11 protein-coding genes and 7 pseudogenes are annotated in these 13,421 nt (G+C 51.4%); 8 read left to right on the forward strand and 10 right to left on the reverse strand.

Going from position 1 to position 13,421, the window contains the following annotated elements; all coding sequences use genetic code 11:
• Positions 1-40: 40 nt before the first annotated feature.
• Both CPZ00_RS15990 and CPZ00_RS15055 read left to right on the forward strand, forming a co-directional pair.
• Positions 41-172: pseudogene (locus CPZ00_RS15990) on the forward strand (IS5/IS1182 family transposase); the annotation flags it as partial.
• A gap of 109 nt (positions 173-281) precedes the next feature.
• Positions 282-575: pseudogene (locus tag CPZ00_RS15055) on the forward strand (IS5/IS1182 family transposase); the annotation flags it as partial.
• A 9-nt stretch (positions 576-584) separates the two neighbouring features.
• Here CPZ00_RS15055 and CPZ00_RS15060 read toward each other — a convergent pair.
• From CPZ00_RS15060 to CPZ00_RS16180, 3 genes are read right to left on the reverse strand one after another with little or no spacing between them, the layout of a single operon-like run.
• Complete coding sequence (locus CPZ00_RS15060; RefSeq protein WP_096391817.1) at positions 585-1,049, reverse strand: IS630 family transposase; 465 nt, start codon at positions 1,047-1,049, stop codon at positions 585-587.
• Positions 1,050-1,083: 34 nt separating this feature from the next.
• A complete protein-coding gene (locus CPZ00_RS15065) occupies positions 1,084-1,308 on the reverse strand; it encodes a winged helix-turn-helix domain-containing protein (RefSeq protein WP_096391818.1) in 225 nt (74 codons plus the stop codon).
• 12 nt (positions 1,309-1,320) lie between these two features.
• A complete protein-coding gene (locus CPZ00_RS16180) occupies positions 1,321-1,644 on the reverse strand; it encodes a helix-turn-helix domain-containing protein (RefSeq protein ID WP_096391819.1) in 324 nt (107 codons plus the stop codon).
• 44 nt (positions 1,645-1,688) lie between these two features.
• Between CPZ00_RS16180 and CPZ00_RS15075 the strand changes: the two are divergent.
• A pseudogene (locus CPZ00_RS15075) lies at positions 1,689-2,219 on the forward strand (transposase); the annotation flags it as partial.
• 173 nt (positions 2,220-2,392) lie between these two features.
• On the forward strand, positions 2,393-3,580 hold the full coding sequence (locus CPZ00_RS15080; RefSeq protein WP_096391820.1) for a CaiB/BaiF CoA transferase family protein: 1,188 nt from the start codon (positions 2,393-2,395) through the stop codon (positions 3,578-3,580).
• Positions 3,581-3,669: 89 nt separating this feature from the next.
• Here the strand turns inward: CPZ00_RS15080 and CPZ00_RS15995 are convergent.
• The 3 genes and pseudogenes from CPZ00_RS15995 to CPZ00_RS15090 form a co-directional block, all read right to left on the reverse strand.
• Positions 3,670-3,883 (reverse strand): annotated as a pseudogene (locus tag CPZ00_RS15995) (IS630 family transposase); the annotation flags it as partial.
• 306 nt (positions 3,884-4,189) lie between these two features.
• Positions 4,190-5,017 carry an IS5 family transposase gene (locus tag CPZ00_RS15085; RefSeq protein WP_096391841.1) on the reverse strand — a complete coding sequence of 276 codons (828 nt, stop codon included), beginning with the start codon at positions 5,015-5,017 and terminating at the stop codon, positions 4,190-4,192.
• Positions 5,018-5,166: 149 nt separating this feature from the next.
• Positions 5,167-5,853, reverse strand: coding sequence for an SDR family NAD(P)-dependent oxidoreductase (locus CPZ00_RS15090; protein ID WP_096391821.1), 687 nt, complete (start codon positions 5,851-5,853; stop codon positions 5,167-5,169).
• A gap of 153 nt (positions 5,854-6,006) precedes the next feature.
• On the opposite strand from CPZ00_RS15090, the gene CPZ00_RS15095 reads away from it, so the two are divergent.
• A protein-coding gene (locus tag CPZ00_RS15095; RefSeq protein ID WP_096389541.1) for an IS630 family transposase occupies positions 6,007-7,007 on the forward strand; the annotation gives its coding sequence in 2 pieces (ribosomal slippage) (positions 6,007-6,499 and positions 6,499-7,007; 1,002 coding nt in all).
• Here the strand turns inward: CPZ00_RS15095 and CPZ00_RS15100 are convergent.
• From CPZ00_RS15100 to CPZ00_RS15110, 4 genes and pseudogenes are all read right to left on the reverse strand, one after another.
• Positions 6,943-7,885, reverse strand: a pseudogene (locus tag CPZ00_RS15100) (transposase). The gene CPZ00_RS15095 and the pseudogene CPZ00_RS15100 sit on opposite strands and share 65 nt — an antisense overlap.
• A 144-nt stretch (positions 7,886-8,029) precedes the next feature.
• The gene (locus CPZ00_RS15105) at positions 8,030-8,695 is read right to left on the reverse strand and encodes a thioredoxin family protein (protein WP_096391822.1); all 666 of its coding nucleotides are present in this window, start codon (positions 8,693-8,695) and stop codon (positions 8,030-8,032) included.
• A gap of 221 nt (positions 8,696-8,916) precedes the next feature.
• Positions 8,917-9,035, reverse strand: a pseudogene (locus tag CPZ00_RS16185) (IS6 family transposase); the annotation flags it as partial.
• A 168-nt stretch (positions 9,036-9,203) separates the two neighbouring features.
• Positions 9,204-10,886 carry an acyl-CoA mutase large subunit family protein gene (locus CPZ00_RS15110; protein ID WP_096391842.1) on the reverse strand — a complete coding sequence of 561 codons (1,683 nt, stop codon included), beginning with the start codon at positions 10,884-10,886 and terminating at the stop codon, positions 9,204-9,206.
• Between the two features lie 934 nt (positions 10,887-11,820).
• Between CPZ00_RS15110 and CPZ00_RS15115 the strand changes: the two genes are divergently transcribed.
• The 3 genes and pseudogenes from CPZ00_RS15115 to CPZ00_RS15125 form a co-directional block, all read left to right on the forward strand.
• Positions 11,821-12,318 carry an FAS1-like dehydratase domain-containing protein gene (locus CPZ00_RS15115; RefSeq protein WP_096391823.1) on the forward strand — a complete coding sequence of 166 codons (498 nt, stop codon included), beginning with the start codon at positions 11,821-11,823 and terminating at the stop codon, positions 12,316-12,318.
• Positions 12,318-12,758 (forward strand): MaoC family dehydratase, encoded by a 441-nt coding sequence (locus tag CPZ00_RS15120; RefSeq protein WP_096391824.1) that lies wholly within the window; start codon positions 12,318-12,320, stop codon positions 12,756-12,758. Before CPZ00_RS15115 ends, CPZ00_RS15120 begins: the two co-directional genes overlap by 1 nt.
• Positions 12,759-12,928: 170 nt before the next feature.
• Positions 12,929-13,416 (forward strand): annotated as a pseudogene (locus CPZ00_RS15125) (IS5/IS1182 family transposase); the annotation flags it as partial.
• Positions 13,417-13,421 lie beyond the last annotated feature (5 nt).

Raw genomic sequence — 13,421 nt, forward strand, 5'->3', positions numbered from 1 at the left:
GGTGCTTTGTTGAATCCGCTGATGGCACAGGGGTCACCGTTTGAGTGTTTGTCGAGTGCTGCACCCACTGGCACAGCAGCACGATCTATTTGAACGCACTGCTATCGACGCCACATTTTACGACCGCTCACCAGGGAGTTGCTACTACTGCCAGCGGATCAGCTACCGCGTTTAGAAGCTGAAGGTCACGAAAGTCGTTGATACTGCTGTGTTGAATAGCGATCTGATCGGCCGCTATCGCTGGTTTAGAAGGGTGAAGGCGGGAAAACCGATTCGTTCCTATGGAAGTCGATCTCCTCGCCTTCGTTGAGCAGAGTCGTCACCTAGCCAAACAAGCGTTGGGAAAGCATGCGGGCGAGCCCGCCAGCGGCGGGTTCGCCCGCTGGAAGCACGTCGTTATACACTGTCTTCGGCTCGAAGAAGACCACAGCTACCGTGAAACACCGAATCGGCTGAAGTATATGGCCGAGATCCGTGACGTACTCGGCTTAGATCGGGACGATCTCCCCGATCACACGACGCTCTACAAATCGTTTGATCGGCTGAAAATGTGGGTGTGGCGGGCGCTGCTGCGCGGAGAGTGATCAGCGTAACTTTTGAACATCTGGAAGGAATGTCCCGATCCAGTCGGTAGCGAAGCTCAGTCGATGGCTCAACCGTAGAAATGTCTCGGTGAGAAACTCCCGAAAGTGATCTTTGTCCTCGAAAATCTCTGGCGAGATTTCTCGTTTGAGGTCTTTCCACAGTGGTTCGATGGCGTTTAGCGTCGGTGAGTATGGTGGGATGAAGACGAACTCGATGCCGAGTTCGTCGGCCCGTTCTTGTGTGAGCTTCGCGTGATGAGAGCCATAGTTGTCGGCCACGAGCAGAATCCGCAGGGCCGGATTCTGCTCGCGGATCTCCTCCAGTGCTTCGACGATCGTCTCCTTGACTAACCGCTCTTTGTACGTAATCACACTCTGGCCAGTCAGCGCGTAGAAGCCGATCGACCGCCACGGAACCGTCACTAGCGGTTTCTCTATCTGGACGGTCCGGTCGAATGACCACAGCCGTTGAGAGTTCTCGAACGGTTGTGGCCACGCTTCATCGAAAAAAGCCGAGGATCACCGGGTCATCCTCGTCAGTTTCGTCATCATCCTCGCCGAGCGCCTCTCCCAGGCGCTCGGCGAGAATATCGTCTGCAACGGCAGGACTACGTGGATCCATCGGGCGAGGCTTCGCGTAATTCATCCCTGCTTGACGGAGCTTCCGGCTGAGATGTGCTGGGTGGTACGTAACGCCGTAACGGTCTTCGATGAGCGCATGAATCTGCTGTGGTGTCTATGGTTGTCCCTCCTCAAGGAGTTCACAGAGTTCGTCAAATTGTGTCTGGGAGGGCTTCGGCGGCCTGCCGCCGCCGAAGCCGGGACGGAGTCCCTCGATACCACCATCATTCCACGCGTGTGCCCATCGACGCGTCGTGGATCGGGAGATCCCGACGCGTCGACCTGCTTCTTTGCGCGTATCGCCTGCGTAGAGATTCTTCACATAGCACAGTCGTCGGACGAGACGGGTCTCGTCCGCCTTCTGAGCCTCTGCAATCGCTTGATCAAGCTCTGAATCGGACAAATGCTTCACCAACAGACCGCGTTGACTGCTGTTCATTGCCACCTAGTCGCTTCCAGAGGGGTCAACTCTTTCGCAGATCACTCAACGCGCAGCAGCACCCGCAGTCTGGCCACGCTGCGCTCGACAGTACGTTTTTTGACCACCGACGTGCGTCATCGTATTTTCCTCAGCGGGCAGGACGGACGATACAGACGCTGAAAGTGACCACATTGACTGATGTGGAATCACTTGCTGTTCGCGACGTTCACATCACAGCACGGTGGAAGCACGATACGAAGACTGGACTGCAGGTCGTCCGCAGAAACGCGGACGACCTACAGTCCGTCGCCGCTGACAACGGCTTCCAAGACTGGCATACTGAGTACGAAATCGCCGCACATAACGTTGAGTACCTTGTTCACTACCGCGGCTCGTCAGCGAAAGCAGCTGCGAACAACGCGCTCAATCGAGCAAATGGCTACTCTCAGCGGTGGATGGCCGAGACGTCCTACTCAACAACGAAGCGCTCGCTCGGCGATGCCGTGCGAGCGCTGAGCTGGTATCGGCAGTTCCGTGAAATTGTCCTGATGTTCGCCATCAGCAACATAGAACCGCTGTGTGAACCGCTGTAACCGTGACTCAGCATCTATTCAACACAGCAGTTTGATTAGGTTTGAAAGACCTAGTCGATAGAGTTGATAGCCAGATCGTAGTATTCGATGTCACCTGTGTTAGAGGATAGAAAATATATATTATCTATCATTAGACCGTACCTCTATTAACCTGCACTGAATAACCATTCCATATGGAGCAGAAATTGCTCGAAAATATAACCGTTGTTGAAGTTGCAAGCTTCCTTACAGCACCTTTCGCTACATCAATGATGGGTGATCTCGGCGCAGACGTTATTAAGGTGGAGTCACCCGCTGGTGATATTACACGTGGAGTCGGGCCAAAGGTTGGCGGTATGAGTGCCTATTTTGCATCCATCAACCGGAACAAACGTCCTGTAACATTGAACCTCAAATCCGACGAAGGGAAAGCCGTTTTTCGAGATATCGTGGAGCAGGCAGATGTTCTAGTTGAGAATTTGAAAGCAGGAACGATGGACCGTTTCGGGTTAGGATACGACGATATGTCCGAAATTAATAATAATCTGGTGTACTGCTCTATCAAAGGTTTCCATAGTGATTCCCAGTACGGTGATATGCCAGCGATGGATCTGATGATGCAAGGTATGAGTGGGACAATGAGTGTGACTGGTGAGGAAGATGGACCTCCAGTTAACAGTTGGGTCCCAATCGGCGATTTTGCTCCATCGATGTATGCTTGCCAATCGATTCTAGCAGCGTTATATGCACGTGATGTCGGTAACAATGGTGGAAAATATATAGAAGTTCCAATGCTTGACACCCTGATTTCTTGGACAAGTGCGCGGATGGCGTACTCGTTCGCCACCGAGAAACCCTATCCCAGAGGTAAATTCCATACCGGAATGGCACCCTTTGGTACGCTTGAAACAGCCGACTCTTACATCGTCATAACCGTCTCGTCAGATGCGTTATGGCCCAGACTCTGTCGCGCAATCGATCGGGAGGATTTGATTGATGACGAGAGATTCAAGAACAATATGAATCGTGTTGAAAATTCGGATGAGTTATATTCCATACTCGGGAATGAACTAGAGGCCAAAACGACTGAAGAGTGGTTCGAACTTATGCGCGAATACGAAGTTCCAGCTGCACCAGTGTATGATACACTCGATATGTGGGATGACCCCTACATCCAAGAACGGGATTTACGTGCCCGAGTTCCACGTGAAGACGAAGATGAACAACTCGATATACTCGAATCACCAGTTGAGTTTGATGGTGAACGACCGTCGATTCGGATTCCTCCGAAGAATCACGGTGCAGATACGGAGCAAATCCTTTCTGAATATGGATATTCACAAGATAAGATCAGGGAGCTCAAAGAGAATGACGTAATCTGACGTGATATAATCGGAACACTGAGTCTGAAAGTCACAGATGGGTGACGAGATAGCGCAGTAGTACGCGAAGAACTGATTGTTGTGAGATGCTTCACCATCGGTCGATTGATGTGAGGGTCATCGACGGTGTAGAGTCGCTGTGAGTTACCCCACAGTTGTGGATGTGATGCGTCGTGAAATCTAAGGATAGTTCACCGTTCGTCCGGATTTCATCGTCAACAATCCACCTTCCCTCGTCGTCTCCGTCGGTTTGTTGGGCGGTATATCCTTAGACACCTCGTCGAATGCGTTGGCGAGGCGTTCGACGCTTCGACATTTTCTGAACATAAAGACCCTAACAGGAGATGGTGCCTATAGTGTTCAACCAATTGTTAGAGATCCATTTGTTGCTGAGGCCGATGCGGAGGCATTCGAGGCTTTGGGTCGTACTTGGAGGAATTCTACGATTGGTATCAGGATGTGGGCCAAGGAGCCGCGATGGAGTCACCAGAGCTCCTCAACCTGCTTCGAGATGTTTGGGATCGGTTCTCCAGAAACCGTTGACGAAAAGTTGGTCAATCTGTTCTATGGACTAAATGGCTCTGGTGAATCGCTAGAAGGCGTTTGATTTCACTGTTTCACGGCTCGCTTGATGTTGTAGACCGCACACATCAGGACGATTTCACGGAATTCGCGGTACCACGCTCGGGCACGCAGCGCGTGGCCGAGCGTTCGCTTAATCGTCGAGAAGACGGTCTCAGACAGTGCTCTTTGGCCGTACAGAGACCCATCGATGCGCGCGTTATGCGCGCAATCGATGGGTCGGAACTCACGGTGCTTGATCAGCGGTCTCACACCTTTTTCGCGCAATTTCTCGCGTAATTGCTGCCAATCGTAGCCTTTGTCGGCGGCGAGGCTGGCAATCTCGCCCGCGTTGCGGAGGGCGAGTTGCCAGCCGATCTGCGTGTCGTGACGTTTCTCGGTCGTACAGTGAACGTCGAGCACAGCTTGCGTTTTTGTATCGACGAGCGCGGTCGTTTTCAGCGTTTGAACGCGATAGTTCGTCCGGCGGCAGTAGTGCTTGCTGGCGGTTTCACGGTCGAAGAACGTCGCGTCGATTGCGGCGTGATCAGCGGTGTCGTGCAGCTGCGCCGAGAGACGCAGCAGCACTCGCCAGACTTTCATCTCGAACCTATCAAACGCCTTTACCAGTGTCGAGTGATCTGGGAGATCGCCTGCTTCGAGGCCGATCTCGGCCAAGATTTGTGGCATCTCGCTCAGCAGATCGAGGGCGTTGCGGTACGACTCATCGAGGTAAATTCGGAGACCGTGTAGCGAGACAAGAGCGTAATCGGCGAAGCCGCCACCCCCTTCGGGGGCGGTGACTTCGCCTCGGCCACCAACAACATTTTTAGCTAACGTGACCGCCTTCGTTGTGATGCGGGAGATCTTCGACATAACCACCGCGGGTTTCCCGCTTCACTTCCTTTGATTTGACGACCTATCCCGTCGCCTTACAGCGATTCACCAGAGCCGACTAAATGTCACTGAGTCTTCTGACGAATCTCGATTGGGAAATTTAGCATATTCCTAACACGAGAACGACGCTATTTACTGGTGTGGAGGTCGAGCTCGAACGTCCTGCTAGTGTCTGGTTGATTTATTAAGTGATAACAGGTATCTGCCGCCGCTTCAGGTGAAATGTACCTCTTTTCATCCACGTCTGTCCCCTCGTCGTATACATCCGGATTTAGAAGTGCCCCATCTATCACGATATGAGAAATGTGGATCCCTTCGGAAGAGTATTGTTCATTGAGTGAGCGAGCGAGCCCCCTGGCCGCTGCCTTCCCACTCTTATACGCAAAGTCACCTGCCTCCGGGGCGCTACCGAAGAACAGCATTGTCCCCCTGTTCTCGCGAAGGTCATCAAGCGCCTCGCGGAAGCACAGGAGACCACCATACGCGTAAAGTTGCCACAGTCGTTCGAAGCGGTCGGGTTCAAGCTCTCTACCAGCACTTGTGGTCTCTGTACTTGCTGTGTAGGCGACAGTCTCGACGTGACCAATTTCTTTACGTAACCGGTTAAACCCCTCCGAGACCTCAGCAGAGTCCGTGACGTCCGTCGGAACCGCGAGAGCATCGTATCCAGAATCCGTGAGCTCAGACTCGAACCTGGAAAGGTAGTCACTGCTACGAGAAAACAACCCGATTGTATATCCCTCCTTAGCCAACTTCCATGCTAACTCTTCACTAAATCCTGGACCTAGCCCCGCGATTACGGCCACTTTTGTCATTATCTATTTATTCTGGTGCACTAAGAAAATACTATCTATAGTTTCTACGGCACTGCTAACTTAGTGAAAGGGATGTGGATGCCATAGAACTCTTCTCACACTGTGATATAGTAATCGTTAGAACTTTCCGCTCAAAGACTGTTGCTATACTCAATGGATCATCTCGACGAGATCTCCGTCGAAGAACTCCAAGACGCCCTCGACAATGTTGACGGAAACAAGCCGACTCAACGGTTGTTAGCGGCGATTGCGTACAAAAACGGTGTAACGCAGACCGAACTTGCAGAGTGGCACGATACCGGGCGAAGAACGATCTACAGCTGGTTAATGCGACTTGATACGGACGAACCGTTTGAGCAAGCTGTGTCTGATGCTCATCGATCTGGGAGAAAACGAAAGCTCTCAGAATCACAGCAAAAAGAGTTCGAACGAACTGTTCATGAACCGCCCGAGGAAGTTGGGATCGACGCGCCGGCGTGGACGCCGGCGCTCGTTCAGGAATTTCTCGAAGAAACCTACGGCGTCGAGTACTCTGCCCCGAGTTGTCGGCGGTTGCTGAAAGAAGCTGGACTCAGCTATCAAAAACCTCGACGTACAGCCGCTGAATCTGAAGAATCCGACCAAGAAGAGTTCCACGACGAGATCAAAAAAAGCGAGCGGAGATGGACGCCACAGTAGTCTGTATCGATCAGACGAAAAAATCTGTCCAGGTCGAGCCGCGTGCCGCGTGGTTTCCGCGCGGCACGCGGCCGAGCGTCGAACTCTCTGGCCAACGTGACTGGACGTGTCTACTCGGCGCAGTCACCGAAAACGGTGACTGCTTTTTCTCGCGGTTCACCGAGTACGTCACCGCCGACCACGCAAAACATTTCATTCTCGCGTTATGCAAAGAATTTGAAGAAGACTTGATCGTCGTGCTAGATGGGGCGTCGTACTTCCAGGCGTCGGCCGTCACGGACCTGGCGGCCCGTGACGACCTCGCCTTCGTCACGTTACCTGCGTATTCGCCGGAACTCAATCCTGTCGAAGAGTGCTGGCGACAACTCCAGGACGCTCTGAGCAACCGATTCTTTGACTCGCTCGATGAACTCACGACGGCGATCGATACCGCTCTTGACCAGCTGTCGCTCCCAAAAGTGAGCAATTATTTCTAATGTCTACTATAATAGTGCTTCTCGGATTGTCTCCGCGTTCGTAGATGGTGATACCGACGACAAGGTGAAGGCACAGGACAATACATAATACCCGAGACCGCGTGCACGCGCGCGCGAGTGTGTGTTCGACCGAGGGCGCAGTCGTTTACTGATTCGTTGGTTCGGTTCAACTCCAGTACGCCAGTTGTACGTCTCATCCGACGTGGACTGCTTCAGCTGGACATTCTCGCTGTGTTGTTTGATGTGGTCTTCGACCCGTGCTTGATGTCTTTCGGATCATCAGCATTCCGTGCGTTGTATGGATCAACTGGTACGATTCCTGCGGCGTCGTGCCAGTCGAGGGTACCGTAGGTTCTGTCACCGACCAGCCATACCCTCTCCTCTGAGGCTTGCTTACTCTCTGTGAACTCTGTCACAATCGGGATCTTTTGCTCGGTCAAGACAGATTGTATAGCTGTAGCTGTAGTAGTACTCGTCCTCGGTTGAATCGTAGCCCTTCAACGTGTCTTGATCGGCAGGCATCGCCCTCACGTCAGTTGAATCGATGCAGTAGGTCAAGTCGACGATGTGTTTGAGTCCGGTGAGAAAGCGATCGCCCGTGTCTCTCGACGGCGGTCGGTCGACGCCATAGCTCAGCCAGACCACCGTGTTCCGAATCTCTCGTTCAACGGGGCGAATCCCGTAGATGTGGTGGTAGTAGCAATGGAGGAACCACGCGTCAGCTTTGGTGCTTCGTGCTCTCGTGTTCGTCCCGTCTCCGTCGCGGCAAGCACATCGAATTCGTCGAGAAACTTGAAGGAGGGATACTCAAACAACGCTAACGTCTCGGTCTACGCGACGTTGAAGAACGACTCTACCAAAGGATCATCTTGTAGGATCGCTGAGTCCCTACCACCTCAGCATTCACCGTGCTCTTTGGTGTGGTAACCGTTCTATGACACCCTCCTTTACTCCGTAACTTCTAGTTCAGAATTAGTTCTTACGAGGTCCAGTATAGAGTAGCCGAATATAGAGCCGAAACGCTACCCTGTGGTAATTGCGATCTCTTGTTTTATTGCCTGTTCGGAGGTGTCTCCAATTATACGGGAGTCAGTAACTCCATCTTTGAAAAATATGACTGTTGGTGCAACACCGACACCATATTGTTCTTTCAATGTCTCTGCCCAATTTGGCCCATAGACTGCTCCGAATCCGATATCATCAGGAATATGTTCATTTTGACATATGTTCTCCAGTCGGTCACGGACCTGTTCACAAGGCTGACAATCGTCCTTCCAAAAGTACACAATCGAGGTAGAATACTGACTGGTGAACGACTCAAGGTCCGAGCCACGTAATGGTATAAATCCTTCCGGAAGACCAGATGTCTCGGGAGGATTGTCGAGGACTTCCAATGATAGTGCCCCCACAATTGCTTCTTCAAAAGAAACTGCATCGACCAACTTCTGGATTAACATCGTATCAATCAGATTCTGGTCGGTGATCTCTTCGGATGATAGGTTGGTTGAGTCAAGAAATTGGTTGTGAAGCTCTTCGTATTCTGCGGATTCTACATCTGGAAACGACTTTCGCTGTCGTCTTCGTTTATTTTTGAACGTATCTGTTAAACTCAACTGACCATCCTGCGTCTCCTTGAGGATCCCCGTTGAACAAAATCGTTCTATGAGATCGTCGTATTCGGACTCCATCCTACTAGTTGTTGAAGTTGTGCATTAATAAAGTAACGCCTCTTATGTCCAGATATTGTCTGGATCAGCTGAGTGAAGCAGACAGTGAACGCTTGCAACTACATTTCTGCTGTGTTCGGACCGGTATGTCTGAAGTAGTTAGCAATGGCTTAGGTTCTTGTTGCCCTGCGGGCTGTTGATCAACTTTTCGAATTCAGTTGTAAACAGTGGGTTAACACAGATTGACAACCCAGGTTAGAGAGGACTGCGACAGTATTCGACAGCGATATTCCCGCCAAGTGGAGTTGGATACCAGCTTCATCGTAGACTCGGGTGTCGACTCTCGCTTCACAAAACTCATAGTAGTATCCAGAAGTGTTTACTCACATCCCTCGGAGCGATCGCGGACATCGTTAAATATCACTTGATTCGATCCGTTGTTGCCAGAAAGACTTCCCGATTTTACTTTGGACAGCGTCGATTTCGAACATTTACCCGTCCATCATATATAAATATATTCTGAATTCTATTAAATTGTATTCTTAGGATGGTATTCTCCAAATTCATTACGGAAAACATTACAAATTTCGCCGACGGTAGCGTATTTCTTCACCGCGTCGATAATGTAAGGAAGCAGGTTCTCCTCACCTTGGGCAGCCTCCCGCAAGGCTTCGAGCGTTGTGTCGACGGCCTCGTCGTCTCGTTTCTTCCGCATCGACTCGAGTCGATCGATCTGACGCTGCTGATCACGCTCGGTAACCTCTTGAACGTCCATCTTGGGCTCTTCGTCGACTTCGAACTTATTCACTCCGACAATGATCCGCTCACCCGTCTCGATCTCCCTCTGGCGATCGAAGGCAGTATCCTGGATTTGTCTCTGAACCCACTGTTGCTCGACAGCGGAAAGCATTCCACCGCGCTCGTCGACGTCCTCAAGGATAGCGTAGGCTTCCTGCTCGACTTCGTCAGTGAGGCTCTCGACATAGTAACTGCCGGCCAGCGGGTCGATAGTGTCGGCGGCGCCGGACTCGTGGGCGAGGATCTGTTGGGTACGCAGGGCGGTCTGGACAGACTCCTCGCTCGGCAGGGAGAGCGCCTCGTCTTTTCCGTTGGTGTGCAGCGACTGGGTCCCGCCGAGCACCGCCGCCAGCGCCTGGTAGGCGACTCGAACGACATTGTTCTCAATTTGCTGGGCAGTTAGCATCGACCCAGCGGTCTGGGTGTGGAATTTGAGTTGCTTTGATTTGGGGTTCTGGACATCGAAACGCTCCTCCATAATGTCGTGCCACATTCGCCGGGCCGCACGGAACTTGGCGACCTCTTCGAAGATGTTGTTGTGGCTGTTGAAAAAAAAGGATAGCTGGGGAGCAAATTCGTCGACGTTCAACCCCGCATCCAAGGCGGATTCGACGTACTCGATACCGTTACCCAACGTGAAGGCCAGTTCCTGGGCAGCCGTTGATCCGGCCTCGCGGATATGGTAGCCTGAGATGGAGATCGTGTTGAACCTCGGCGTCTCCTCAGCGCAGAATTCAAAGATGTCAGTGATAATCCGCATCGAGGGTTCAGGCGGGTAGATGTAGGTGTTGCGGGCGATGTACTCCTTGAGGAGGTCGTTCTGGATTGTCCCCCGAAGTTCGGTGCGATCGACGCCCTGCTGGTCACCTACTGCGATGTACATCGCTAGCAGTACAGAGGCGGGCGCGTTGATCGTCATTGAGGTTGAAACCTCGTCCAGCGGAATGTCGTCAAAGACTACCTCCATATCTGCGAGTGAATCGATTGCGACGCCGGCTTTCCCAATCTCGCCGGCAGACATCGCGTCGTTGGAGTCGTAGCCCATTTGCGTAGGCAAGTCGAACGCCATCGATAGTCCCGTCTGGCCCTGGTCGAGCAGGTAGTGGTAGCGCTCGTTGGTATCCTCCGGCGTCGAGAAGCCGGCGTACTGACGCATCGTCCAGAGTCGTCCCCGATAGCCTGTCGAGTAGACCCCACGTGTGTACGGTGATTCTCCCGGATAGCCGAGATCTTCCTTGTAGTCCTGATCGGCGACGTCAGCGGGCGTGTAGAGTCGATCAACCTCTTGGCCACCCGTGTCCGCTGTGAATCTATCTTTCCGTTCGCCGAAGCGGTCGACAAGGGGTTCGACCGATTCATCGTGCCACTCTTCGTATCCAGAACGGATCTCTTCGAGTTCGTCGGGATCGAACATAAATGGGGCCAAAGCAGTGAGTGGACTTGAATCTTGGTAAGCCATCAAGAGTCGTATTGAGTTTCTTGACTTCACACCTAGATGAACACTCCGTCAATCCGGTGTATTAAACGTCGATGAGGTTTGGGCTGTTGAGTGTCCACGCCAAGAGATTCTGACCGCTTTCACGGAAGGACCGCTTGAGTATCGTTTTATGAGTGAACTCGCGTACGCGCGAATAGTTCAATATCTGATACGAACTCTTCGGAACAGTAGAGCATATCGAAGAGAAAGGTGTCCGCCAAGGCACCTCGCGCGATGAGTTCGTCACGGTGTCGTCGATGATGACAACACCGTCATTGCTTCACCTCGTGTCACGGTCTGTTGGAGCAGCGCGAGTTGTTCTATGTTGAACTGATCTTCACCCTAGTCGGCTCAGTAAGAAGCTTGTTTAGGGCACTCTGACAAACCGATGTAAGGAGACTTGATAGCCAATTAAATCAAAGGAATTGAAGCGGGAAATTGGTGGTACTTGATGCCGAAGATTTCCCGCTTTACGAGCAAAGCGTGTCGTTAGCTAAAAGTGCTGTTGGTGGTCGAAGAGGGTGTCAACCTTAGAGTACGGTAATTTTACCGTAAGACGCTCAAGACACCGATCCACACCGCCAGATGGGTATACGGCGGTCACAATTTCCGATGAAACAGCCGCCAAGCTTGCAGAACTCGTGGTGACTCACGATCTTGGGAGTGTGGCTGAAGCGATCGACTTTGCAGCTGATGCTGCTCGTGATTCGGAGACACTCTCAGAAGCCGAGTTAGCTCGTCCTCTCCACCGAAAACTCGCAGATTGAAGCTAGTAACAGTAACTATACCGTAATCGTCCCAGCTAGGGTTGACACCCTTACGTGGATCAGGCAAAAAATTTATAACTCCTGGTGGTACAATATGTTATACTATGCCAAACAAACCACTTTCTGACTTGAAGGCTCAGATTGGCGATAGCTACAAGACCGTTAAAAACCTACGAATCGAGCCTGGAAAGGTTTCTGAATTCGCCTCCGCAATTCAAGACGATAATCCGATATTCCATTCCAGGGAGGCTGCTAATAAAAACGGATACGAGAATATTCCTGCACCGCTGACATTTACGAGAACTTCGTACTTCCCCCGCTACAGGCCCGAAGGTATAGACGAAGACTTAGGTTTTGACCTCGATCTAAATTATGACAATGTTCTCCATGGAGAACAAGAGTACGAATACGAACGCCCGGTTGTCGTTGGTGATACACTCACTGGAACCACAACATTGGTTGATGTCTATCAAAAAGAGGGAGTTCGTGCCGGAACAATGACCTTCTGTATTTACGAAACTGAGTACTATGACGAAGATGATAAATTAGTCGTTACTGAACGGATCTCTCGTATCGAAATCGAGGATGGAGACGCTAAATAATGCCTGATAGCAGAGAGTACTCACTTCGAATAGGTGACGTCGAGGTTGGCGACGAAGGATCAGAATTCATTGTGGAAAACCTCAATCGGGTCGATTTCGTCAAGTACGGAGGTGCGAGTGGTGATTTCCACCGGATTCACTTCGATGAACCTTACGCCAAAGACGCAGGATACGAGAGCGTCTTCGGATATGGAATGTTAACTGCTGGATACATATCTAAATTGATAACTGACTGGTTCGGACTTGCCCATATCCGTAAATTCTCAGTCCGGTTCGAAAACCGAACCTGGCCTGGGGATACAATCAGGGTCGCAGGCACGATCGTCGAAAAGTTGGAGCGGGATAATGAGATCGAAGTATTAGCAATGGTCGAAGCTATCAATCAAGACAATGTGATGGTTGCGACAAGCAGAGTTACGGCAGTTTTCACACGTCAATAAAACTTCTCTGTTGAATAGCGATCTAATCATCCGGCCTCACGAGTTTGGAAGAAGAGAGCCGGGGACATCTAGCTTGGTATAGAGTTAGATATGTTCGGCTCTGTTGAAATCCTCAGAGACTTATATGTTCGTCCTGTAATTCTATGAGATGAACCCTCCCGAAGTCGCAGATCCTCTGGTTTACTGAGAAGGCAATCCATCTGGCACGCCGGGCCGTCTCTCGATACTGCTTGATGTTCTCTAAACACCGCTATACGCTCCCACAGCTCGTTGTTCTGCTGTGTCTCAAAGTTTGGAAGAACATAACCTATCGTGGTTTGTTTGACGAACTGATCGAGATACCCCGCATTGCGCCCTCGGATTAGCTGAACTGCTACGCCATCAACGCTCTGAAAGGCGTTCAACCGGCTTGATAAGGCTGTATGGCGTTTAATATTGACTCTCTCAACGATGTTACTTCCGACGAGCGGAATCGCTGGTGTCGATTCGTCAGGGTTCGATCGCAGTCACGCCTCGAAACACTATATGAACGGGCTGAACTTACGATTCAGCAGCTCAAAGTGACACTGCTGGTCGACACCAGTGTGAACGCGATACTCGACTCCACGTGACGACAACACGAAAACACGATAGCCAGATTGCTGCGTCGTTGATCAAACTGCT

This window comes from Halopenitus persicus (assembly GCF_002355635.1).
GTDB classification, from domain to species: Archaea; Halobacteriota; Halobacteria; order Halobacteriales; family Haloferacaceae; genus Halopenitus; species Halopenitus persicus_A.